Annotated in this window: 23 protein-coding genes and 1 riboswitch; of the genes, 13 read left to right on the plus strand and 10 right to left on the minus strand. The window is 61.7% G+C overall.

Annotated features, from left to right (window positions below; all coding sequences use genetic code 11):
* Window position 1: 1 nt before the first annotated feature.
* Genes ACFX4T_RS11705 through ACFX4T_RS11715 form a run of 3 tightly spaced genes read left to right on the plus strand, consistent with a single transcriptional unit; the run spans window position 2 to window position 2570 of the window.
* Window positions 2-379 carry a VOC family protein gene (locus tag ACFX4T_RS11705; protein WP_216921423.1) on the plus strand — a complete coding sequence of 126 codons (378 nt, stop codon included), beginning with the start codon at window positions 2-4 and terminating at the stop codon, window positions 377-379.
* 44 nt (window positions 380-423) lie between these two features.
* On the plus strand, window positions 424-1128 hold the full coding sequence (locus ACFX4T_RS11710; RefSeq protein WP_377651991.1) for an HAD-IA family hydrolase: 705 nt from the start codon (window positions 424-426) through the stop codon (window positions 1126-1128).
* A gap of 50 nt (window positions 1129-1178) precedes the next feature.
* On the plus strand, window positions 1179-2570 hold the full coding sequence (locus tag ACFX4T_RS11715) for a pyridoxal phosphate-dependent decarboxylase family protein (protein ID WP_377651993.1): 1392 nt from the start codon (window positions 1179-1181) through the stop codon (window positions 2568-2570).
* Window positions 2571-2580: 10 nt separating this feature from the next.
* On the opposite strand, the gene ACFX4T_RS11720 is transcribed toward ACFX4T_RS11715, so the two are convergent.
* The 4 genes from ACFX4T_RS11720 to ACFX4T_RS11735 all read right to left on the minus strand — a co-directional run bounded on the left by ACFX4T_RS11720 (window position 2581) and on the right by ACFX4T_RS11735 (window position 6901).
* Window positions 2581-3339 (minus strand): MerR family transcriptional regulator, encoded by a 759-nt coding sequence (locus ACFX4T_RS11720; RefSeq protein ID WP_377651995.1) that lies wholly within the window; start codon window positions 3337-3339, stop codon window positions 2581-2583.
* A gap of 211 nt (window positions 3340-3550) precedes the next feature.
* On the minus strand, window positions 3551-4366 hold the full coding sequence (locus ACFX4T_RS11725) for a hypothetical protein (protein WP_216921411.1): 816 nt from the start codon (window positions 4364-4366) through the stop codon (window positions 3551-3553).
* 3 nt (window positions 4367-4369) lie between these two features.
* A riboswitch (cyclic di-AMP (ydaO/yuaA leader) is annotated at window positions 4370-4554 on the minus strand.
* 109 nt (window positions 4555-4663) lie between these two features.
* A complete protein-coding gene (locus tag ACFX4T_RS11730; protein WP_377651997.1) occupies window positions 4664-6157 on the minus strand; it encodes a sensor histidine kinase in 1494 nt (497 codons plus the stop codon).
* A 3-nt stretch (window positions 6158-6160) separates the two neighbouring features.
* Window positions 6161-6901, minus strand: a complete 741-nt coding sequence (locus ACFX4T_RS11735; RefSeq protein ID WP_216921404.1) for a response regulator transcription factor — start codon at window positions 6899-6901, stop codon at window positions 6161-6163.
* A 669-nt stretch (window positions 6902-7570) separates the two neighbouring features.
* Here ACFX4T_RS11735 and ACFX4T_RS11740 point away from each other — a divergent pair.
* From ACFX4T_RS11740 to ACFX4T_RS11755, 4 genes are all read left to right on the plus strand, one after another.
* Window positions 7571-8437 carry a winged helix-turn-helix domain-containing protein gene (locus ACFX4T_RS11740; protein ID WP_216921402.1) on the plus strand — a complete coding sequence of 289 codons (867 nt, stop codon included), beginning with the start codon at window positions 7571-7573 and terminating at the stop codon, window positions 8435-8437.
* A gap of 316 nt (window positions 8438-8753) precedes the next feature.
* The gene (locus tag ACFX4T_RS11745) at window positions 8754-9293 is read left to right on the plus strand and encodes an RNA polymerase sigma factor (protein ID WP_377652048.1); all 540 of its coding nucleotides are present in this window, start codon (window positions 8754-8756) and stop codon (window positions 9291-9293) included.
* Window positions 9259-10281, plus strand: a complete 1023-nt coding sequence (locus ACFX4T_RS11750) for a CU044_5270 family protein (protein WP_377651999.1) — start codon at window positions 9259-9261, stop codon at window positions 10279-10281. The genes ACFX4T_RS11745 and ACFX4T_RS11750 overlap by 35 nt, the downstream gene beginning before the upstream one ends.
* 154 nt (window positions 10282-10435) lie before the next feature.
* On the plus strand, window positions 10436-10960 hold the full coding sequence (locus ACFX4T_RS11755; RefSeq protein WP_377652001.1) for a SixA phosphatase family protein: 525 nt from the start codon (window positions 10436-10438) through the stop codon (window positions 10958-10960).
* Between the two features lie 34 nt (window positions 10961-10994).
* On the opposite strand, the gene ACFX4T_RS11760 is transcribed toward ACFX4T_RS11755, so the two are convergent.
* Entirely contained in the window at window positions 10995-11654 is a 660-nt protein-coding gene (locus ACFX4T_RS11760; protein WP_223947959.1) for a GntR family transcriptional regulator, read from the minus strand.
* A gap of 79 nt (window positions 11655-11733) precedes the next feature.
* On the opposite strand from ACFX4T_RS11760, the gene ACFX4T_RS11765 reads away from it, so the two are divergent.
* The 5 genes from ACFX4T_RS11765 to ACFX4T_RS11785 are packed head-to-tail and all read left to right on the plus strand — an operon-like array spanning window position 11734 to window position 16751.
* Entirely contained in the window at window positions 11734-12522 is a 789-nt protein-coding gene (locus ACFX4T_RS11765) for a sulfite exporter TauE/SafE family protein (protein WP_377652002.1), read from the plus strand.
* A gap of 25 nt (window positions 12523-12547) precedes the next feature.
* Window positions 12548-13831 (plus strand): amidohydrolase family protein, encoded by a 1284-nt coding sequence (locus ACFX4T_RS11770; RefSeq protein ID WP_377652004.1) that lies wholly within the window; start codon window positions 12548-12550, stop codon window positions 13829-13831.
* A gap of 29 nt (window positions 13832-13860) precedes the next feature.
* A complete protein-coding gene (locus tag ACFX4T_RS11775; protein WP_223947962.1) occupies window positions 13861-15162 on the plus strand; it encodes an MFS transporter in 1302 nt (433 codons plus the stop codon).
* Between the two features lie 3 nt (window positions 15163-15165).
* Window positions 15166-15864 (plus strand): fumarylacetoacetate hydrolase family protein, encoded by a 699-nt coding sequence (locus ACFX4T_RS11780; RefSeq protein WP_216921382.1) that lies wholly within the window; start codon window positions 15166-15168, stop codon window positions 15862-15864.
* Entirely contained in the window at window positions 15861-16751 is an 891-nt protein-coding gene (locus ACFX4T_RS11785; RefSeq protein ID WP_377652006.1) for a polysaccharide deacetylase family protein, read from the plus strand. Before ACFX4T_RS11780 ends, ACFX4T_RS11785 begins: the two co-directional genes overlap by 4 nt.
* Window positions 16752-16871: 120 nt before the next feature.
* Here ACFX4T_RS11785 and ACFX4T_RS11790 read toward each other — a convergent pair whose 3' ends face one another.
* The gene (locus ACFX4T_RS11790) at window positions 16872-17801 is read right to left on the minus strand and encodes a LysR family transcriptional regulator (RefSeq protein WP_377652008.1); all 930 of its coding nucleotides are present in this window, start codon (window positions 17799-17801) and stop codon (window positions 16872-16874) included.
* Window positions 17802-17874: 73 nt separating this feature from the next.
* Between ACFX4T_RS11790 and ACFX4T_RS11795 the strand changes: the two genes are divergently transcribed.
* Window positions 17875-18786, plus strand: coding sequence for an EamA family transporter (locus ACFX4T_RS11795; protein ID WP_377652050.1), 912 nt, complete (start codon window positions 17875-17877; stop codon window positions 18784-18786).
* Between the two features lie 50 nt (window positions 18787-18836).
* Here ACFX4T_RS11795 and ACFX4T_RS11800 read toward each other — a convergent pair whose 3' ends face one another.
* The 4 genes from ACFX4T_RS11800 to ACFX4T_RS11815 form a co-directional block, all read right to left on the minus strand.
* Window positions 18837-19457, minus strand: a complete 621-nt coding sequence (locus ACFX4T_RS11800) for a hypothetical protein (protein ID WP_377652010.1) — start codon at window positions 19455-19457, stop codon at window positions 18837-18839.
* An 85-nt stretch (window positions 19458-19542) separates the two neighbouring features.
* Window positions 19543-20193 carry a TetR/AcrR family transcriptional regulator gene (locus tag ACFX4T_RS11805; protein WP_377652012.1) on the minus strand — a complete coding sequence of 217 codons (651 nt, stop codon included), beginning with the start codon at window positions 20191-20193 and terminating at the stop codon, window positions 19543-19545.
* The gene (locus tag ACFX4T_RS11810; protein ID WP_377652014.1) at window positions 20190-22226 is read right to left on the minus strand and encodes a YhgE/Pip family protein; all 2037 of its coding nucleotides are present in this window, start codon (window positions 22224-22226) and stop codon (window positions 20190-20192) included. Before ACFX4T_RS11810 ends, ACFX4T_RS11805 begins: the two co-directional genes overlap by 4 nt.
* A complete protein-coding gene (locus ACFX4T_RS11815) occupies window positions 22223-22993 on the minus strand; it encodes an ABC transporter ATP-binding protein (protein WP_377652016.1) in 771 nt (256 codons plus the stop codon). The genes ACFX4T_RS11810 and ACFX4T_RS11815 overlap by 4 nt, the downstream gene beginning before the upstream one ends.
* Between the last annotated feature and the right edge of the window lie 32 nt (window positions 22994-23025).

The following is a 23025-nucleotide window of genomic DNA, read 5'->3' on the forward strand; positions in this document are numbered from 1 at the left end:
CATGGACTGGAAACTTGAACTGGTGTTTGTCCCTGTGTCCGACGTCGATCGCGCGAAGGACTTCTACGTCAACAAAGTTGGTTTCAACGCCGATTACGATGAGCGTCCCATGGACGGCCTCCGCTTTGTGCAGTTGACCCCGCCGGGTTCGGCTTGTTCCATTGCCATCGGGGAGGGCCTCAATGATGCCCCTCCGGGGACGGCGCCGTCGCTTCAAATCGTGGTCAGCGATATCCAAAAGGCCCACGACCACCTGAAAGAAAACGGTGTGGATGTCAGCGATATCGATGTCCAGGACTGGGGACACTTCGTCCATTTTGCGGACCCCGACGGCAATAAGTGGGCTGTGCAGTACATTCCGCACCGGCCCAACGGCTAGTCACACTTCGCTCCCACCCCTGCATGGTGCGGCAGGATGGAACTATGAGCCATCCTGCCGAGCCAACTTCACCTTCCGCGCAAGCCGAACGATCGCCAACCTTGACTGTCCGTGCTGTCCTGTTCGACATGGACGGAACACTGGTTGACTCCACGGCGATCGTTGAGCAGGTATGGCTGGAGTTCGCTGAACGATACGGCCTCGATTACAACGAGATCCTGCGGACGTCCCACGGCGTGCAAGCGGGCGATACCGTGCGCCGTTATGCTCCGGCAGGAGCCGATTTGGAAGCCTTGACTGCCGAGCTTGGCCAGATGGAACGCACGCGAACCGACGGCGTGATTGCCCTCCCGGGCGCCGAAGCGTTGCTCGCTGCCCTGCCGGAGGACGCCATCGCGCTCGTCACATCGGCGGACCGCATCCTTGCCGACATCCGGATGAAGGCTGCGGGACTTTCCATGCCATCGACCGCCGTCACCGCCGAAGGTGTTACGCGGGGCAAGCCGCACCCGGAGGGCTACCTCAAAGCTGCAGCGTTGCTGGGCGCGGAACCAGCCGACGTCGTGGTTTTCGAGGACGCTCCGGCAGGTATCGCAGCCGCACGCGCCGCCGGGATGCGAACCGTGGTGGTCGGCGACGCCGGCGGGCAGCTTGAGCCGGGTATGTGGCGGATCCCGGACTACTCGGCCGTGACGGTCACGGCCGTGAAACACGACGACGGCGGTCACCTCATCACCCTCACGCTCTAGCCTGTTCGCCACCGCTGTTCCGACCGGCGAAGCCGGAGTAGGCTGTGCGCATGTCTGCGTTGCCGGAGGCGTATGGTGCTGCACTGGAGCGGGCCATGGCGCACGCTACGGATTGGCTTGCATCGGTGCCCAGCCGTTCTGTGCGTCCAGCGTCCGACGCCGATCAGGTCGCCTCGAGTCTCCTCTCAAGCCTTCCCGATGAAGCAACGGATGCGGCGGACGTAGTAGATGAGCTCGCCGCATTGGCTGAGCCGGGGTTGATGGCCATCCAGTCCGGACGCTTCTACGGCTGGGTGATGGGCGGGACGCTGCCGGCTGCCATGGCTGCAGATTGGCTTGTCTCGGCATGGGACCAAAACGCCGGGCTCAGGTTTGCGACTCCAGCTGCCGCCGCGATCGAAGAATCCGCAGCGGCCTGGCTCCTGGAACTATTGGATCTTCCGAGAGGATCCGACGTCGGGTTCACCACTGGCGCTACCACGGCCAACTTCGCGGGCCTCGCCGCCGGGCGTCAATACCTGATGGACGAAGCAGGGTGGGACCTCGCGGACCTTGGCCTCACCGGGGCGCCGCGGATCACTACGTTTGCCGGACGCGAACGGCACGCCGCCGTGGACCTCGCCTTGCGGTATCTGGGGCTGGGAGCATGCGTTCCCGTGGACACAGACGGTCAAGGCAGGATCCTGCCGGACGCCCTCGCGGATGCCATGGATGAACAACCCGGACCTTCCCTCGTGTGCCTGCAGGCCGGCAATCTGCATTCCGGAGCGTTCGATCCGATGTCCGAAGCCATTGCGGTAGCCCATGACCGCGAGGCTTGGGTGCATGTGGATGGCGCATTTGGGTTGTGGGCGGCGGTCAGCCCACATCTACGCGGGCGGCTGGCTGGAGTAGAGGAGGCCGATTCGTGGGCCACCGACGCCCACAAAACATTGAACGTCCCGTACGACTGTGGCTTGGCCATCGTCTCCCGGCCGGAAGCCCTGAGGCGCGCCTTCAGCGTCCATACGAGTTACCTCATCGCAACGGAGACCGGACTGGGTGATCCGTTCGACAAAGTTCCGGAACTGTCCCGTAGGGCCCGGGGCATCCCCGTATGGGCTGCCCTCCGACAGTTGGGCCGGTCCGGAGTCATTGCCATGGTGGACAGGCTTGCAGGAAACGCCCGCGCGTTGGCGGAGGGCCTCGCCGGTATCCCAGGCGTGGAAATTCTGAACGACGTCGTTTTCACGCAGGTGTCGGTGGCCTTCGGCAGCGATGACCGCACTCACCGCGTCACCCAGAGACTCATGGCCGAAGGGATTGTGTGGATGTCAGGTTCCTCATGGCGCGGACGCGAAATCCTCCGGATTTCGGTGAGTAACTGGTCCACGGACGCAGGTGACGTCGCTGCCTCGATCGCAGCCGTTCGAGGTGCGGCAGAGGCCGAACCGGAAGCATAGCGACGTCCTGTTACAAGGCCGAGCGCGCCTTTTCCAGGTAAGCCATCAGCCCGGCCAACTGCTCAGCGCTCCACGGCAGTCCCGCGCTGATGGCCTGGCTGTTTTCCTGCCAGGCTGCACGCGCTGCAGCTTTGGTGTCCTCACTCGAGTGGAACATGGAACCGATGCCGTCCCATGAGCGCACCCATTCCTGGACGGAGGGATCCGTGACGGGCCTCTCGGCTTGGACGTGCGCCAGTCCTTCTTCCACCAGGGCAGCCCACTGCTGCTTGGCGGCTTCGACTTTTTCTGCGCCGAGTTCTTCCCGCTTGTCCGCGAGTTGCTGGCGTTGTTCGGCTGTGAAGTTGTTTTCGAGCACGGTGATCATCTCCAACGTTGACATGAATTGTTCAGGGGTGGGCATGGCGTGTCCGTCCATGCGTGACAAGAGCTCGCCCAAACGGTTTTGGAGCGCTTGGAGCTGCTGGGCGTGCTCCTGCACATGGGCCAGCTGCTGCTGGAGGAGGCCCCGAATGGACTCAGGATCATCCTCGGGGGTTTGCAGCGCCTTGCCGATGGCCGCGAGCGGAAGCCCCAGCATCTGAAGGGATCTGATCCGGTATAGCCGGCGCAAGTCGCGCTCCGAATACCGGCGATGACCGGACGGTGTCCTTTGGCTTGCGGACAGCAGCCCGATCTCGTCGTAATGGTGAAGCGTCCGCACGCTGACGCCACACGCTGTGGCCAGCTCACCGATGCTCCACGGTCCGGATCCCGTTGTTCCCGTCATGAGCACAACGCTAAGTCCTGACGTAACGTCAGGTGCAAGCCGGCGTCGTCCGATTTCTTAAACCTGGGAGGGCAGGTTAAACGCGAAAACCGCCCCGGTCCCGCCGTTGGCTGCAGTAATCCCTGCTGCGAACGGCGGAAAACGGGGCGGCAATCATGCCCTGAACGTTTGAGCCCGCTGGGGTGGGCTCAAACGTGCTTATTGAGTTGGCTTAGTACCAGTTGTTGGCCAAGTGGAAGGCGAGGGCGGCGGAGGGGGAGCCGTAGCGTTCCTTGATGTAGTTCAGGCCCCACTTGATCTGGGTCTGGTAGTTGGTCAGCCAGTCATCGCCTGCAGTTGCCATCTTGGAGGCTGGCAATGACTGCACGATTCCGTAGGCGCCACTGGAGGTGTTGGTCGCGGTGGTCCGCCAGTTGGATTCCTTCTCCCACAGTGTGTTCAGGGCGGTCATTTCACCCGGACCCCAACCGTAGTTGGCGAGGATGCTGGCGGCGTATGCCTTGGCAGCAGCGGGATCGTCCACGGCCTTGGGAGCCGCAGCAGCGGCCGCGGCTGCAGCAGCGGCGGCATCCGCAGCCTGCTTGGCGGCTGCATCAGCGGCAGCCTTCTCGGCGGCAGCTGCCTGGTCGGCAGCGGCTTTCTCGGCCGCAGCCTTCTCCGCGGCAGCCTTCTCGGCAGCGGCCTGTGCCGCAGCCGCCTGGTCTGCAGCAGCCCTGTCTGCAGCGCCCTTCTTGGCAGCAGCATCCAAGGACGCAGAAATTTCCGCTGATTTGTTGCTGACCTGGGCGGTAGCCTGCGTCTCGGACGCCTGGCTCGTTTCGGGGAGATTGAATGCGGCGTTTGCGGCCTGACCGAGCGATGCGACGCCCAATGCTGCGGCAACGACTCCTGCAACAACTGACATTCGTTGCCCGGTCTTGCCGCGCCGTGCAGCGTTCTTCAGAACGGCTTGCGACTTCGTCAGGGGAGCAGTGTGTTCGTCACGGTGACGCGCGGAAGGGCGCGTCTGATCGTTGAATTCAGACATGTGTGATTACCTCTCAGCGCCTGCGGAGTTAGCTGTCGGGTTCGGATGAGGTCATCCGGCCGCGCGCGTAGCTGCGGCTTCACCCCAAGGGCAAGGAAAGTACTGTGCCCGGAGACTCTGGGTCCCCCGTCTCTGCCTCGAATGAGAACGGAACTCCGGGAAGTGGCAGAGCTCGGCGCATCCCGGGTGCGGGCCAGTTAGGGGCGACCCACCCTTTCGAAGGTACAGGAGGTTTCGGCTTAAGTCACATTTGGGTAACAGAGATCACGTTCACGGCGCGTCATGTTGCCCGATTCGTTATATGCGTTCGTTCAAAGCCGTGGGGAATCGAAGAGCGAATTCCGTGTGTCCCGGCCGGGACGTCACTTCCACACTTCCCCCATGCGCCTGGACGATGGATTCGACGATTGACAAGCCCAGTCCGGAGGTTCCTTCCGACCCCGATCTCGCCGCGTCAGCCCGGGCAAACCGCGAGAAGATACGGCTCTGGAACCCAGCGGGAATACCAGGCCCGTTGTCGGTGACTGTGACCACCGCACTACCATCCGCGGAGAGCATGACGCCTGTGACCACCGTGGTACCTGGATCGGTGTGTTTGCGGGCGTTGGACAGCAGATTGGCCAGCACCTGATGCAGCTGGGTTGCGTCCCCGCGCACTGTAATGGGCTCGTCAGGGAGTTGGAGCTTCCAGATGTGGTCCGGTGCCATCACCTTTTCGTCACTGACGGTCTCGATCACCAGCTGCGTCAGGTCCACATCGGTGACTTTCAACGCCTGGCCTTCGTCCAGGCGCGCCAACAGCAACAGGTCCTCCACAAGCGTGGTCATCCGTTCCGACTGGCTCTGGACCCGCGCCAGCGATTTCCTGCCGTCCTCCGTGAAGTTCTCCGTCATACGAAGAAGCTCGGTGTACCCACGAATGGCGGTCAGCGGCGTCCGAAGTTCGTGGGAGGCATCGGCAACGAACTGCCGGACCTTGGTTTCGCTCTCCTGACGGGCTTCCAGGGCCCTGGAAACGTTGTTGAGCATTTGGTTCAAAGCGTGGCCAACGCTGCCAACTTCTGTTCCTGGATGGGAGGCCGACGGCGGTACGCGCACCGCGAGCGCCACTTCACCGGCGTCGAGGGGAAGGCGCGATACCTTGGTTGCGACCTCCGAGAGTTGCTCAAGTGGCCGCATGGTCCTGCGAATGATGACAGTGCCCGCGAGGCCGATCAGCACCAGGCCGCCAAGGGAAACAAGCACCATGGTCCATACCAGCGAGGCCTCGGCGTTTTGCTTGTCAGCCAACGGCAGGCCCGTCACAATAATGTCGCCGTAGGGGGTCTCAACTGCCACCAACCGGTAGTCGCCGTTGGACAATGAACGGTCAACGGGCCCCTTGTCGCGGGGGAGCGAGAGCAGGACCTGCTTGTCTTCTGCCGAGAGTGCCACGCGGCGACCGTTTGCGTTCAGGAAGCCCGAGTTGATGACCGCGGAACCATCGATCCGCGCGTTGAGCGTCCCGGCACCTTGGCCACGGGCCTCCAGTGGATCTGGCCGACCGCTTGAGGGAAAGCTCGACGGCGGCCTGCCGAATTCATTCGCGCGGCTTGAGGCCTGCTCCAACTGCTTGTCCAGTTGTTTGTTGAAGTACATGTCCATGGAGGCGTAACTAACCACTCCCACTGCGCTGCAAATAGCCACCAGCAAGGCCATCGCCACCAGGACCAACCTCGTGCGCAAATGCCAGGTGGAGGGATTGAGCCAGTTCCGCTGGGTCTTGCGGGTTACGCCTGAAGGGGTGGACAAGATTCAGTCCGCAGGCTTGATGACGTAGCCAGCGCCACGGACGGTGTGGATCATTGGCGGGTGGTTGGCTTCGATTTTCTTGCGCAGGTAGGAAATGTACAGTTCCACGATGTTGGCCTGCCCGCCGAAGTCATAGTCCCAGACCCGGTCCAGGATCTGTGCCTTGCTGACCACGCGCTTGGGGTTCTCCATGAGGTAGCGAAGCAGCTCAAACTGCGTTGCCGTGAGCTGGATGTCCTCGCCGGCGCGCGAAACCTCCCGTGTGTCCACGTTGAGGGTGAGATCACCCACCACCAGTTCCGCTGTATCCATGGCCGCAACACCCGAGCGTTGTACAAGACGGTGCAGGCGCAGGAGAACCTCCTCCATGCTGAAGGGTTTGGTGACGTAGTCGTCCCCGCCGGCGGCAAGGCCTACGATGCGGTCCTGGACAGCGTCCTTGGCCGTGAGGAACAGTGCGGGCACTTCCGGCGCGAAGGCGCGGATCCGGTTGAGGACCTCGACGCCGTCGAATCCTGGAAGCATCACGTCCAGCACCAGCACGTCGGGGCGGAAGTCCTTGGCGAGCTTTACAGCTTCCGGTCCGTCGGCTGCCACCGCGACGGACCAGCCGGCCATGCGAAGGCCCATGCTCATGAGCTCGGACAGACTCGGCTCGTCGTCCACCACCAAGGCTCGGATAGGGGAGCCGTCCGGGTGGGAAAGCTGGGGAAGGTTGTTCGTCATGGAGTGCGGGGATGCCATGTGACAACTCTCCATTCTGCTGGTTTGCCGAAGCTTTGCCGCTCCTGTGAGGACGCTGTGAGGTCAACACTAGCCACGTGGGAGTTCGGCGGCAGGCGTTCACGAGCGCGCCCGCCCCAACAGGTGCCGTTTCTACGGCTTGTAGCAGATTTTGGGGGAAAAATTCGAGCTTGGAGTCGCTTGGGATTGGACAGCAAGTGTTTCAGATCTTGAGATTCCGTCGTTTTGCGCCTGATGGGAATCAGGGAGGGCATCATGCACTATCTGCCGAAGAAAATTCACCCCAAGCCGAATATTTCTCATCGCCGCCGAATGAAATGACGTTCATTTTCCATGGTGAAAGAATTGTGATCTGCAGCACAATAGACCCTCTTGTCTCAAAATGTGGACGTTTTGGCGCTTTGTTACTTGCGTGTTGCCATTGTTACGTTGCACACTTCCAATGTGAACAAGAACTCAACAGCACCTGCAGCCGCAGCAATCTGGTCCAGCACACCCGCTGGCGACGAGACCCGCTGTTGTCGAATGCAAGCCTAACTTTCCACCCCAAAGAAGTTTCAGGCATTCGCCCCCTAGCCCAGCGTTGGGCGCCCTTCCCCAAACTCATTGCGGGGACAACCAGCATTCGAAGCCGCGATGACGGCTATTCACTTTTGAGGTAATCACTCCATGTCAGTTGCATCCGGTTACGTCCACATCTCCGTCCGAAACGCCAACAAGGCCGCTTCAAACGCAGGCCTCCGCCCCGGGTTCGGCAACCGCCCCGGCTACGCCCCCACCACCCAGGGCAACGGCCAGCAGGCTCCCGGCTATGTGCCCCAGGGCTACAACCCCAACTCCTATGGCCAGTTGCGGGCAGTTCCCACCAACGAGCCAGCACCCATGACGGCGCCTACTCCCGTCATTGCGCAGTCTGACCGCCTCCGCCCCGTCGCCAACGACAACGTGGCCCGCGGTTTCGTGCTCTACATGGGTATTGACGAAGAGACAGCGGCAGCGGCCGGCACCTCCATTGCCAAGCTCGCCCAGGAAATCCGGGCCTACGCCCAGTCGCTGGTCACCGGCGCTGAGAGCTACGCTGCAGTCGCCGTCGCACCGGCCGGGGCACCCGGGTCCGCGCTCGACGTCGTACGTTCAACTTTTGGTGACCCCACGGTCGCCGCACGCCAGCGCACCGAGGCTGCCCGCCCGGCACCGCAACAGGAAGCCCGCCCCTCCGGCGTGCTGATCGACCTCGCCCGCCGCGAAGTCCACCTCGACGGCGAATCCCTGAACCTGACGTTCAAGGAATTTGAGCTCCTCAACTACCTCGTCGAGAACGGTACCCGCACAGTAGGCCGCGACGAACTCCTTGAGGGCCTGTGGCGCAACGCCGAAGAAGTGCCCAACGAGCGCACCATCGACGTCCACATCCGCCGCCTCCGCTCCAAGCTGGGCCGCCTCGCCAACACGGTACGCACCGTACGTGGGCAGGGCTACCGCTTCTACGAGCACCCTGAGGTCATCGTCTGGGCCGCTCCGGAGTACTCGATCTAGCTAGTGCTGCAGCCGAAAGCGCCTGTCCTGTAAAGGGGCGGGCGCTTTCGCTTTCGCGGGAGGATCCCTTGGCGCCTGCGCTTATTCTTCGCGCGACAAGGGCGCTTTCGGGATGCCCGTTGCGCGCTGGGGTCCGCATCCTTCCATGGCGCCGCCCGTGACAATTCCCATTTTTGAAGCATCTCCGTCGTCGCCGGGGTCCGACTGAGCCCAGCTAAGCTTCCGTGAACTCTTTTCTCTCATGGGGGCAATACATCTTGTGACGACTGACAGTGAATTAATACATAGATCCCGCGATGATCCCCAGGCCTTCGCCGTGCTGTACCACAAATATTGCCGTTTGGTGCACAGGTATGCGGCGACCAGGGCGGGTGAATCCGTCGCTGATGACGTTATGGCGCAAACTTTTCTGGTCGCCTTCGAAAACCGGACATCGTTCGACCATCAGTGGGAAGACGCCAGGCCCTGGCTCTTCGGCATAGCCACAAATCTGCTTCGTCGTCACCACCGGACCGAAGCCAGAAGGCTCAAGGCATTCGCCAGGGCCGCCGGCCGAGACAGCTACAGCGACGGAACAGACCGAGTAGCAGAACGTCTGGACGCCGCAGCTGCCACCGCCAAGCTTGCCGCGGCTATGCGCAAGCTTTCCCCCGCCGATAGGGAATGCCTCTTGCTCTACGCGTGGGCAGACCTCACCTATGACGGGATTGCCCTTGCCACTGGTGTACCTGTGAGCACCGTCAGGTCCCGCCTCAACAGGGCTCGGCGCATTCTTCGCGATGCTGCCGCCCTTCACTATTTCGATGACAAGGAGACTGAAGATGAACGAGTTAACACTCCTGCAAGCAATGCGTGACAAGACGCCTGTCGCCACTGATGCCGCAGTAGAAGAGGGACGTCGCAAGCTCCTCAACCGCATCGACCCCTCCGCGCCAATCGCCCGGCCCACGCGTCATCGGACGAAGGCCAGGAGGGCAGGAATAATCTCATTGGCCACCGCAGCAATTGTGGCTGCACTCGTGGCCGGCGACGTGCTCGGCCCCACCGGCTGGCGCGGCGCGGCAACAGCCCAGGCCGCACAGGTGCTCAATGAGGCCGCTCAGACGACCATCAAAACGGCTGACCCGGTAGTAAACCCAGGCCAATACCTGAAGATCTCGAGCAGCAACCTGTGGAGCTCCCTCTCCATCGACGAAAGCGGCAAGGAGTTTCAGTGGCTCGATACCGAAAACATGACTATGTATATCCCTGCCAACCGCAATGACGTATGGGTTTGGGAACGTTCGGGCCGGATCCCGACCGTGTTTTTTGATGAAGCATCAAAAGAACACGGGCAGAGTCTCCAGTACGACAAGCCGAAGGGCGATGTACTTCGAGGAGCAAATGGGGCCTTCTATGGTTCGGCACCTGATCAGTCGGGATTTCCTTCGCCCGAATATCTGGCCTCGTTCCCCAGGGATCCGCATATGCTCCTGAACAACATCTTCAAAAGGACCTTAGGGCAAGGCCAGTCCATCGATGGAGAGGCGTTGGTGTTCATCGCCGACTTGCTCCGCACAGGTATGGTTCCGGGAGATCTCCGGGCCGCCCTGTACAAGGCTGCAGCGCTGATTCCAGGAGTTACCGTCGTCGAGGACCAGGCAACCCTGAATGGACGCAAAGGCATCGCAATCGGTCGCGTCGAGGAAGTCTCGCATACTCGCCAGGACATCATCATCGATCCTCAAACCGGGCAGCTAATTGGAGAACGCCAGGTTCTAACCCAGGCGCAAGGGACTATGCCGGCCGGAACCGCCATCACACTTACGACCATCGAAACCTCAGTATCCGACACCGCGCCCTAAACTCGGGACCGGCCGTGCTTTTGTAACATCGACCCGCAGCGACAGGCGTGTCCGAGTTATTGAAACCGGACACCCTGTCGGGCCACCTTCCACGCACGCACCATACCGATTGGCCTCCGCAGCGGATGGGCGTCTGCAGCTATAGGGTTGGTTCATGAGTGACCATCACATCAGGCGCCTGGTGATCATGCGCCACGCCAAGGCGGATTGGCCCATGGGGGTCCCGGACCATGAACGTCCCCTCGAGGAACGCGGACACCGTGAGGCTCCGCTGGCTGGGCGATGGTTGCTCAAGCATGGGGTAGTTCCAGACTTCATTCTGTGCTCGTCTGCGCTGAGGACCCGCCAAACCTGCACGTGGGTGTGCGATGAGTTGGGGGACAAAGCCCCGACGCCCAAGCTCGAGGACGGCTTGTACGCCGCCTCGGCAAACCGGATGTTGACCGTGATCAACCATGTCCCAGACACCGTCACTACCTTGATGGTGATCTCGCACATGCCCGGCGTCCAGGACCTGGCCATGCATCTTGCTTCGCGCGACTCGGACCATGACGCCTATATGGACGCTGCTACACGGTACCCAACCAGTGCCTTGACGGTCCTGGAGACTGAGAAGCCATGGGCGGAGCTGGATGGGCAGGACGCCCGTCTGACGCACTTCAAAGTGCCGCGTCGCTGACTTTCCCGCCAGGCTGTATGATCCCCCGGCGACCTTAGGCCGCCAGATCCGCCACCTTTTGGGCGTCACTTATGTGGGCTTCCGAAAGTGAGCGGGCAGACGCTACGTCTCCGTCCGCAATTGCCCGGGCAATTTCTACGTGTTGTTCGGCGGCCTTGTGCGCCCAGTCATCCTTGCCGAGATTCGCTGCTGTGGAAACCGCAAGCCTGGCTATGGCCCGGCGATGCGCATCGGCCAGGAATTCGTTACCACTGGCTTCGACGATCAGGTCGTGGAACTGCCTGTTGATTCGCGTTGACTCCCGTATGTCACCGCTTTCAATGGCTTTCGCGAAGCCCGTTGCTGCGTCGTTCAGCCGCGCGAACCAGACAGGAGCGATCTGTCCATCGCGGGCCCGCGCGGCTGTCAGTTCGGCTGCGAATCCTTCAAGATTGCGTCGCAGATCAAACAGGCGGCGTTTGGCGTCGTGGTCCAAACCTGCAACTACTACGCCGCGGGCTGCGGGCGTGAGCAGGCCCTCGGCAAGCATGCGGCTCAGTGCTTCCCTTACGGGTGTGCGGCTGACTCCCAATTCCTCTGCTATCGCTGCCTCCGGAAGGCGGTCCCCGGCGGTATAGGTGCCGTCGAGAAATCTGGCCCACAGGACGTCGTAGGTTGACCGTGCTGATCCTGTTCCTGCCGCGTCTGAACTCATGACCTAAGTATACAAGGCATGCGAAAACACCTATTGCATTCATTGCATGCAATGCGTACGCTGAGTGTGGGAGGTGGTCATGGACATTGGGTCTGTAGCCCTTATGGCTTTGGCCGGCACAGCTGCCGGCGCAATAAATGCGGTTGCAGGTGGCGGGTCGCTGGTGACCTTTCCAACCCTGCTCGCGCTGGGCTACCCGCCCGTCGCGGCCAACGTCATCAACACGGTGGCAGCCTTCCCGGGTTATGTGGGCGGCGTTTGGGGCTATCGCAGGGAACTCAAAGGACAGGCCCGCAGGGTCGCGATCCTGGGAACCACCACCGTGGTTGGAGCCACAATGGGATCAGCGCTCCTGCTGCTGGGACCGGAATCGACATTTGTTGCTGTGGTTCCGTGGCTGGTGCTTGCATCGACCCTGCTGCTGGCAGCGCAGCCCGTCTTGACCAAATGGGCAGTCGCACGCGTGGGTGGGGTTCAGAATTCAAGCGTGAGAGCTGAACGACTGCATGCCAGCGGTCTCGGTCAGTTGGGTGTGGCTACCTATGGTGGCTACTTCAACGCCGGGCTGGGCATCATGATGCTCGGTGTTTTGGGCATTACCCTCGATGAGCGGCTTCCCCGGCTCAACGCACTCAAAAGTGTGCTGTCCGCCGTCGCGAGCGCTGTTTCCCTTGTCTTCTTCGGTATCTTCGCGACTGTCGCATGGCCCGCGGCATTTGTGATGGCCGCCGCTGGACTGCTCGGAGGATGGATCGGTGCCGTTCTGGGCCGACGCATTCCGGATGTCCTGCTGCGGCGGTGTGTAGTCATTTTTGGCCTTGTCATTTTCGTCGTTCTTTGGATGGATCATGCTTCCTCAACGCACTAGCTTGCTACTGCAAAATGCCTTTATTTTGTCCCTTGACCCGGACGTCCCCGACGGGACCACGGACATCCTGATCAGGGATGGCATTATCGAAAAACTCGGGCAGGGCCTCGCCCTCCCCGACGGGGTGGAACAGATAGACGGCACCGGAAACCTGGTGACGCCTGGTTTCGTAGACACGCACTGGCATCTGTGGAATTCACTTCTGCGGGGAACAGTGGGGGATGGGCCCGGACGGGACTACTTCTCAGTGAAGCGCGGCCTTGCCCCCCACCTTAGTGACGATGACTTCTACTGGTCCGCCAGGTTCGCCCTGGCAGAAGCAGTACAGAACGGAATCACCACCGTCCATAACTGGGACCACAACGTCCGCGGTGCGGGGGATATAGATGCGAACATCCAAGCGCATTTGGATTCGGGGTTGAGGGGCCGATTCTCCTATGGGCCAAGGGATTCCTCGGGTGCCGACGAAGTGATGGATTTCGACGGTCTGGACGATGCCATCAACAGATGGACTTCCGACCGCCTTGACGGGCGGATCCATTTCGGGGTGGCGTTGCGGGGACCCTATCGCACTTCCACGGAGCTTGCTGCGCGGGAATGGAGCTGTGCCAGGGAACGCAACGTTCCCATCACCATGCATTGCGACCGCTGCATGCGGGAACCTGGTTGTCAGTCGTGTGGCCTGACCAGACTGGACCGTGAGGGATTGCTCGGACCGGACGTCCAGGTGGTTCACGCCGTGCACGCCAGCGCGGAGGACATTGAAGCCATTGCCCGGACAGGAACCAGGATTTCGGTGAGCCCACTTTCGGAAATGCGCACCATGGGCTTTCCCGTGGTCACGGAGTTCCTCGAAGCGGGCGTTTTGACATCACTTTCTGTGGACACACTCGCCATGCCGGCAAATGCAGACGTACTTTCCAGCTTGCGGGCGTTGCTCTCCGTTGAGCACGCACGCACCAAACGGGCAACACTGACTCCTCGAATTGCCCTCGAGATGGCTACCATCCGTGCCGCCAAGGATCTTGGCATCGATGGCATCACAGGATCCATCAGACAGGGCAAGCGGGCCGATCTGATCGTCTTCGACAGGTCAAGTACCTCGCTTCTTCCAACGGGGGATCCTGCCGAAAGCCTCGTCTATCACGGAACTTCCGCGGCAATCCGCACCGTCATCAGCGATGGACGCGTTCTTCTTCGTGATGGCGAACTGGTACAACAGACGGCCCGCCAAGCCATTGATACGGCCACAGAGCGGCGCGACGCCCTGGTCCAGCGCGCAACGGCAGCCGGAACCTGGGACAAATAAATCAGCAACAATCAGGAAGGCAATCAACGATGATAAGCCAAAACGACTCAACGGCGGTGCCCAAGGAACGGCCTCCGGCGTCAGCGGAGCGTGTCCAACGGCTCGGCACCTCCGGAGCCATGTTCATGTTCCTGCTTATCCTCCTGGCCTACTCAGTCAATGCAATGGACCGCATGGTTTTCCCGGTCCTGCTGACGGAGGTCAGGACAGAATACGGGTTTGGGCTTCCCGAGGCCGGGCTGCAATCCACACTCTTCGCCTTGGGAATGGGACTTACGGGTATCCCGGCTGGTATGGCCTTGCGCCGAGTAAACCGGAAACACGTCCTGATCATGGGTACAGTCCTCTTCTCCATCGCCACGGTACTCACGGTGTTGAGCGCCGGGTTCTGGGACATGTTGCTGTGGCGGGTCCTCAGCGGTGTAGGTGAAGCCTTGCAGTTGGTGGCCATCCTTACTGTGGCAACGCATGCCTTTCCCAGGCACCGTGGCATCGCGATCGGTTCAGTAAACGTCGCCTTCGCCACGGGCGCACTGGTGGGGCCAAACCTCGGAGTCTTCCTCCACCAGGAGTTTGATTCCTGGCGTGCTCCGATGATTGCCTTCGGAGCCATCGGGATCGTCGCCGCGCTTCTGGTTGCGGTGTTCGTCCGATCATCATTCACGGAACGGCGCTCCGTCCAGGAGACAACCCATTACGTAGGCGGGGCAACCAGCTTTTTCAGCCGTAATCCCCTGATCCTGGCGGTGATCACGCTGCTGTTCGGTCTCATAGATTTTGGCTACATAGGAATGTATGCCAGTTTCCTGATCGAGCACCTGCATTTCAAACAGGCTGATGCAGCTCTTGCCGTCGGGTTATCCGGACTTGCGGCTTTCGCCTCTCCCCTGGGGGGTTGGCTTGTTGATCGCCTGACTCCCAAAATTGCCATCACATCGTTGAGCGTCGCGCAGGCCGTTTGTGGTGCTGCATTGTTCGCAGGACCCGCAACCGTTGCGTGGCAGGCCGTATGGTCGTTCCTCTTTGGCTTGGTGGCCAGCTCCGGGCTCTACGTTGGGCTCGTCGCTTCCCTGGTCAAAAGCATGAATGAATCCCACTCATCCCGCGCTTCAGGACTCTTCACAACGTGCATCTACACGGCAGCCGGTTTCGCCGGTTTGGCCTTCAGCCTTCTTGTCGGAAGTACCGACTGGAGCACCGCCGGCCTGGTCCAGATCACAGGCCTGTCCTTGGCGTCCGGTCTGCTCGCTTTGGCCCTGCGAACGGCCGACTTCAGTCGGCTGGCCCCTTCAGCCACTGTTCCGGACCCCGTAGCCACCACTCAGGAGTAACCAATGCAAACACTTTGGAAAACAACCCAAGCCCTTGTTCCCGTAGCCGGTTCCGAGCACGGATTCCCCGTCCGCCGCATCTACTGCGTGGGGAGGAACTATGTGGACCACATTCGCGAGATGCGTGAAGGCGACGAACGCGACGATCCGTTCTTCTTCCAGAAGCCAAGTGATTGCGTCGAACTGGACGGCGCGGCCATCGCCTACCCGCAATCAACCGATGACTTCCAGTTCGAGGGTGAACTCGTAGTGGCAGTGGGCAAGCGGCTTCGCAACAGCCAGCCACAGGATACTTCCGATGCTGTGTTTGGCTACGCTGCCGGAATCGATCTGACCCGCAGGGACTTGCAAAGAAATTCAGTGTCCCAAGCGCGTCCTTGGGAGCCAGGAAAATCATTTGACAGTTCGGCTCCCTGCGGCCCGATCCTTCCAGCGGCATCGGTGCAGGACCTGGAAAACGCAACCTTGGTTCTCACTGTCAATGGAAAAGAGCGTCAGCGAACGAGCCTGGGCCTGATGATCTGGTCCGTTCCGGAAATCCTTTCCCGGCTTAGTTCCCTGTACACCCTGGAACCGGGTGACTTGATTTACACGGGTACCCCAGCGGGCGTTTCGGCCATTGTTCCCGGCGACCAGGTCTCCGTGGAGATTACGGGCCTTCCCCAACTAAGCATCGCAGTGACCGAACAGGAGGAATCATGAAACCCAGCGAACGGATCGACTATGAGGCGATTGTTGATCGTCCAGTGCGACTTCTGCCGGACGGCAAGAAGGTAGCGGTCTGGGTGATAGTCAACATTGAGGAGTGGAATGACGATGAGGCGATGCCGCGCACTGTCCTGAGTCCTCCGGCCGGCGGCGTCCCCACACCGGACGTGCCCAACTGGTGCTGGCATGAATATGGAAACAGGGTGGGTTTCTGGAGGCTCTTGAAGGCCCTCGATGAGTTCGGCATCCCGGTGGCATTGGCCGTCAATGGCAAGGCCGTCGCGTCCTACCCGGCGATAACTGCGGCTGCAAAGGAACGCGGCTGGGAGTTCATTGGCCACGGCTATGGCCAGAAAAACATGCAGAAAGTGCCGGACGAGCGCGAAGATATCCGGCTGACCACCAACGCCATCCGCCAAGCCACCGGCAAGGCCCCGCGTGGCTGGCTGGGGCCGGGCCTGACGGAAACCTGGGAAACGCCGGACATTCTGGTCGAGGAGGGCTACGAGTACGTCTGTGACTGGGTATTGGATGACCAGCCTGTTGAACTCCGCACGCGGACAAAGCCCATCACCAGCATCCCCTACACGCAGGAGTGCAATGACGTGGCAATGATGCTCATCCAGCACCATCCCGCCCGTGAATATCTCCAGCGTGCAAAGGACCAGTTTGACCAGCTTGCCGAGGACTCGGCGGAGTCGGCCAGGGTTATGGCGCTGGTCATCCACCCCTACATCATGGCCGCGCCGCACCGCCTGACCTACTTCAAGCAGGCGCTGGCGCATATCCGGGCCGATGCCAGATCTGTGTTCATGACCGGGGAGCAGATTCTGGATTGGCACCGCCAAACTGCGGACAACCAGAGCTTGGCGGCACTATAAGTCCTGTTGGAATGGAGCGGCGGCGGAGGCGGGGTGCTCCGTCGCCGTCGCCGCGCACCTAGTCCAACTGACTGGCATTTAGTGGTTGTTTCGAGGGCTCAAAACAACCCCTATTGCTAGCTACTTGGGTTCAGGGCGTACAGGTAGCTCATGCTCGGCCGCCACCTCGCGCAGGAGCCGGACGGCATGCCGGATATTGGGGCTGGCAGTCATGGTCTTTCGGTACACGATTCCAACGTCTCGCTGCTGAACGGGGTTGACGACCGGCACGGCAACGACGCCGGGTGGCAGGGATGGCCTGCCCAAACGCGGCACGAGCGCTACGGCCACAGCCTGCTCCACCATGGCGATATGGGTGGAGAAATCGGGATCGTAGACCCGGATATCGGGGACCCGCCCAAGCCCGGCGAAGATCTGCAGGAGGGCTTCGTTGCAGATAGCGCCGGCCGGCGTACTGACCCAGATTTCGTCCAGTAAGTCTTCGCGCTCGACGACGGCCCGTCCAGCAAGAGCGTGGGTGCTGTTAAGCAGGACGTCGGCCTGGTCCAGGCAAAGGTCCTCATGCACCAGGTTCTCGGGAATGACCAGCGGCACGGAGTTCCAGTTGTGCACCACGGCCAGTTCAGCCTCGCCCGATGCGACTCGTTGGACGGCTTCACGTGGGTCCTCCGCCAGCACGCTGATTTCAAGTGCAGAATCGGTGGTGCCGATGCGTCCCAGCATTGGCCCCACCAGGCCGCGGCAGGCAGTGGAGAACGCCACGAGCCGCAGTAGCCCGGAAGGCTTCGCGGGATCGGCGAGGAGTGTTGCCTGCAGTTCCTCGAGTTCGCCCATGATTCGCCGCCCATAGCCAGCGAGGGCAAGGCCCCGTTCCGTAAGGAGTACACCGCGGCCGTTGCGCTCCAGGACGGCCACCCCGGTTTGCTTCTCCAGCTTCTTGATCTGCTGGGAAACCGCTGACGGACTGTAACCCATCACGTCCGAGGCGGCCACCACCGATCCGTGCTGTTCCACGGCTACCAGGGCACGCAGGGCTGAAATGTCGATCATGAAGTAAATCTACTTGGTTTCATGCTGAATTCAACGCTGGTGCTTAAACCATTCCAGTGCCAGAGTGATTCTTGTGAACCTCCGCCACTCCGCGCTCGCCGTCCTCGTCGCTGTCCTCTGGGGCGTGAACTTTGTCGCCATAGACCTTGGCCTGCACGCCAACGGTCGCGATGTCCCGCCGTTGCTTTTCGTCGCCTTCCGATTCCTGCTGGTCGTATTTCCGTTCATTCTGTTCATCCGCAAACCCGACGTGAGCTGGAAGGCGATCATCGGCGTCGGGCTTTTCATGAGCGCTGGTCAGTTTGGACTGCTGTACTTGGGCATGGCTCTGGGGATGCCGGCGGGGCTGGCCTCCCTCGTCTTGCAGGCGCAGGTGCTATTCACCGTGCTGATTGCGGCGCGGTTCCTTGGCGAGAGGCCCAGCCGCAGGCAGATGCTCGGGGTTGGACTCGGCCTCGCGGGTCTTGGCGTGGTCGCTGTGGGGCGCAGCGCCGTGGCTCCTATCCTGCCTCTGATGATCGTGCTGGCCGCGGCGTTGTCCTGGGCGATCGGAAACGTGGTCGCGCGGCACTCGAAAGCGGCGTCGGGCCTTGGCCTGGTGGTGTGGTCCGGGGCCGTGGTGCCGCTCCCTTTGGCGGGATTGTCACTTGTGGTGGACGGCCCGGGCACCGTGTGGGCGACCATCACGGACCTCCAAATGCCTACCATCCTGAGCGCCATCTACACTGCGGTTTTCGCCTCGCTTGTTGGGTATGGCATCTGGAACCGCCTGCTGACGCTCTACCCGAGTTCCGACGTCGTGCCTTTCACGCTGCTGGTTCCGGTGGTGGGTATGACGGCTGCCTGGCTGGTCCTGAACGAAATCCCGACGCCGCCCGAAATTATGGGAGGGCTGATCCTGCTGGTCGGAGTCGCGACTGCTGTGCTCGGCGCCTCGCGAAAACGCACGCAAACTCCCGTTGAGAGGCCCGCTGTGCGCCTCTAATCGCGCCTGAAGCACACAGAGCGGGCCTCACAAGCAGGGCTTTGGGGGCGTTAGCGCTTGGAGGCGGGTTTGCGCTGTGTGGAAACGCCCGACGCCGGACGTTTGGCTGCCGCTGTTGGCGTGCGGGGTGCTGCGGGACGCTTCGCCGGAGAGGCCTTGGCGGCGCCCGAAGGACGTGCCGTCGATGTAGTTGGGCGTTTGGCAGGCGCGGCTGGACGTGAGCTGGCAGCTCGCTTAGTTGCTGTTGTGCTTCGTTTGGCTGCCGGCGTGGGTTGCTTGGACCAGCTGGAACCAAACGATGGCCAGACCGCCCCGAGGAACAGCACAGCCAGCGTCCCCACGCCAGCAACTGCGGCCAGGTAGAAGTAGATGTCTGAGTCCTCAGTGCTCACGGCACTTCCCATGGCGTTGGCGTCCTGGTTGAACGCGAGGCCCCACATGCGCAGGAATGCAATGCTGAAGCCGATGAAAAGGCTGGTACCGGCAGCACCAAGGAGAACCACGAGGTATCGACGCCGGTTGAAGACCTGCACTATCGAAGCCAAATAGCAGGTCAGGACCGCTCCCAGAAACAGGTAGAGGACCAGTTCTTCGAGGACCACGGCCGCGAGCACCAAAAGCCCGAGGGACATAAAGGCGGCTACCACCGCAAGCTTTCCGCTGTTCCCCATGTGACGCATGAGTCTAATCATCGCCGACCAGCGGGCCACGCCACGCCGTCGTAGATTGCAGTTGGATACCGTTGTGAGGGTGAACCTACTTGATGACGTATCCGTGCATGATGGTCATGACCGCGGCGACGCTTTGTTCGCGGGTGCGCTCCGGGTTGTAGGTTTGCCGGTCGAGACCCACCACGAAGATGGCCCCGAAGATGGCCGCCTCCAGGCTGCCGCGGACGACGGACTCGTCCACCTTGTATCCGGCGGCCACGCGTTCCACCGCAGAGCCGATGACGGCGAGCAGTTCTGCCCTGAGTTCGGCGAACACGGCACTCCACTCGCCCGGCATCCGCCAGTTTTCACTCACCCAAAGGCGGGCGAAGGACGGGTATTCGTCCATGAATTCCATGGCTTGCCCCACCATGTTCTTCATGGACTCGAGGGGATCGCTGGTTTGGCCTTCGATTGCCTGCAGACGGACCAGCATGATGTCCACTCCGTGCCGAAGCAGCTGCGCGATCAGGTCCGATTTGCTGCCGAAGTTGTAGTAGACCGTCCCCTTGGACACGCCAGCCGCGGCTGCGATCTCATCCACGGTGACGCCGGCAGCGCCACGTTCGCCAATCAGTTCCATCGACGCTTCGAAGAGGCGCTGCTTGGTGGCATTGGTGCGCCCGGGACGCAGCTTCTTTTCCGCGGTTCCGGCGGTCCCCGGCTCTGAAGGGGCCGCCGGCTGGGTGGTACTCATACGGCAATCTCCGGCTTCAGCGTCTTGAGTGTCCACATCTTGTGTTTGCGGACGGCGAGAGTGGACAGTGCCGCTCCCAGCAAAGTGTATCCAAGCAAGCCCAGAACTGTTGGCCAGATCATGCTGAGTTCCCCGCCGTAGATCAGGTGCCGCATTCCCGTAACCACGTAGCCCATGGGTAGGACTTCGTGCACCACATGAAGTGGCATGGGAGTGGTCTGCCAAGGGAAGGTACCGCCCGAGGACACAAGCTGCAGGACCAGCAGGATCAGCACCACGAACTTGCCCGGCGTCCCCATGAGCGCCACGATGCCCTGGATGATCGCACTGAACGCCATCACGGCGGCAAGCATGAACAACCACATGCCCACGGGGTGGGCGGCGTTCAAGCCGAGGCCCAGATTCACCACGAGGGTCAGGATAGTGGCCTGCAGGACCGAGACGACGAAGAACGGAAGCCAGCCACCGACGGCGATTTTCCAAGAGCGTGCGTTGGATGCCAGCGCGCGCTGGGTGATGGGGCGCATCGCCTGCACCAGCATGAATACTCCGATCCACAAGGCCAGCGTCAGGAAGAAGGGCGCCAATCCGGCGCCATAAGAACCTGCCTTGGCCTGCGATACGTTGTCCACCGCGACGGGATCGGCGATCACCTTGGACACGCTGCTCTTCTGTTGATCGTTCGGGTTCGGGATTTCTCCGGCACCCTTGGCAAGTTCTGTGGCCAGGGTGTGTGAGCCATCGGAGGCCTTCGATGCGCCAGTGGCGAGCTGTCCGGCGCCGTCGTTGAGTTGGTGGGCGCCGTCGTCGAGCTTTATGGCACCGTCCAGTGCGCTCTGTTGGCCAGCGGCCAGCGCGGACGCCCCGGTTTTCAACTGCCCCGCTCCGGCCGCTGCCTGCGAAATCGCGTCGGTCAACGTTGGTGTGGCTGCCGCAAGCTTCGATGCCCCTGCGCTCACGGCAGCTGAGCCGTCCGAAAGCTGCTGGATTTTGGCGGCGTCGCCCGCGATCTTGGCCTTTGCGTCGGTAACCGGGCCGGAGGTTGCAGTGGAGTCGAAATCGGCCAGTACCTTGTCAGCCTGCTCCTGGGTGAGCACGCCAGCGCTAACCAGCCGTGCATTGGACTCGATAACACGATTGCGCAGGCCCTTGTCTGCCGCATCCAGCTGCCCGACGACGTCCTGGACTTTCGCATTCAGCTCGGCGTTCCCGGCGGCTACTTGCGCCGCACCGTCGGCGAGTTTCTTGGAATCGGCAGGCAAGGTGGCAGTTTTGTTCTTCAGCTCAGTGAGGCCCGAGCTCAGCTGGCCCGCGCCGTCATTGAGTTGCACAGCTCCATCGCGGAGTTGCGTTTGCCCAGCGACGAGCTGATCGGCGCCGGTGACCAGCTGCCTGGTCCCGTCATGCAGGGTTGCAGCGCCATCACTGAGCTGACCCACTCCCGTGGCGAGTTCGGACGCGCCGTCCGCAGCCTTCACGATGGAGGCGTGGATGGTTCCGAACCCGGTGAGGAGCTGGTTGGCCGTTTCCTCGCCTACCTCCTTTGCGACCGTTGAATGCACGGCTGTGGTGAGCTTGTCCACGATGGTGCTCAGGAGGTAGTTGTTGGCGTCGTTCGTAGTGACATGGAGCATTGCCTGATTGGCGGCATCGAAACTGCCGGGGGAGACCAGGTTGGCGGAGAAATCCTTGGGGATGCGCAGCGCGAAGGCGTATTCGCCTGAACGGACGCCGGCATCCGCAGCTTCCGGACTGGAAACCTGCTTCCAGTTGAAGACGTGACCATCCACCAAGCTGTCGGCAACTTTCTTGCCGGCCTGGAGCTCGGTGCCATCCTTGGAGGTTGCCCCCGTGTCTTCAACCACCAGTGCGGCGTCGATCTGGTTCAGGTTGCCGTACGGATCCCAGTTGGCGTAGAGATATACCGCGCCGTAGAGCAGCGGCACCATGGTCAGGGCCAGGATGGTCAGCTTGGGCAGGAGCCCGCCGGTCATGCGCTTGAGTTCGGAGCGGGCGAGCCGCAGAACAGTCACTTTGCAGTCCTTTGGAGGTCTTGGAATTCAGGTGCGGATGCTTCGTCTGGAATCTCACGGGCCGGCATTGGGCTCGTTGTCGCTTGCTCGTCCGTCGCCGGTGCAGGCTCGGCCACTTCAACGGTTTCCGGTTCCGGGGGGTGGGCGACGGAGTTGCCAATTACCGCAGCGGGGCCAGCCCAGTTGTCCGGGAGTGCACCGACGACGGCGACGACGGCGAGCGGCCGCCCGGCGTCGGACGCCAAAGCCTCAAGCCGGGGCAACCACGCCGCGGGATCGGCACTGTGGCGATCGGGCGAATCGATCACCAGGAGGTCGGTAGCTGGATCTGCCAAAGCGAGGGCGGTCAGAAGCTCGAGCCGGCGGGCGGCGGGAAGCTGTTCAACCCACAGGCCGGCGATGTCCTCGAAGCTGTTGATCTTCAGCCACGGCTTGCTGAGCAGCGCACCACGGTAACGGCGGGGGATGAGGGAGAGGTCCTCTGTGACGAGGTCGCGAACGCTTAGGTGCTGTTCAGGCTCATTGACGCCGGGCGAATCCACCAAGGCGCTCGCCAGCCGGATCTTCTTGGTCTTGCTGTTGTTGTCCCAACTGAGGATGCCGTTGCTGGGTTTCATGCGGCCACTGAGTGCCAAGGCCAAGGCGGTCCGCTGATCCTGGCCTTCGCCAGCCACGAGCAAGAGTTCGCCACGACGGGCCTGGAGTGACGTTGCCGGAAGGAGATCGTCCCGGCGGCCGTTGATCTGGAGTTGCTGTACGGACAGCACAATGAGCCTTTCGCAGAAATGGTGTCTGCTGA

Origin of the sequence: Paenarthrobacter sp. YIM B13468 (assembly GCF_042788025.1) — a bacterium.
Classification (GTDB): Bacteria; Actinomycetota; Actinomycetes; order Actinomycetales; family Micrococcaceae; genus Arthrobacter; species Arthrobacter aromaticivorans.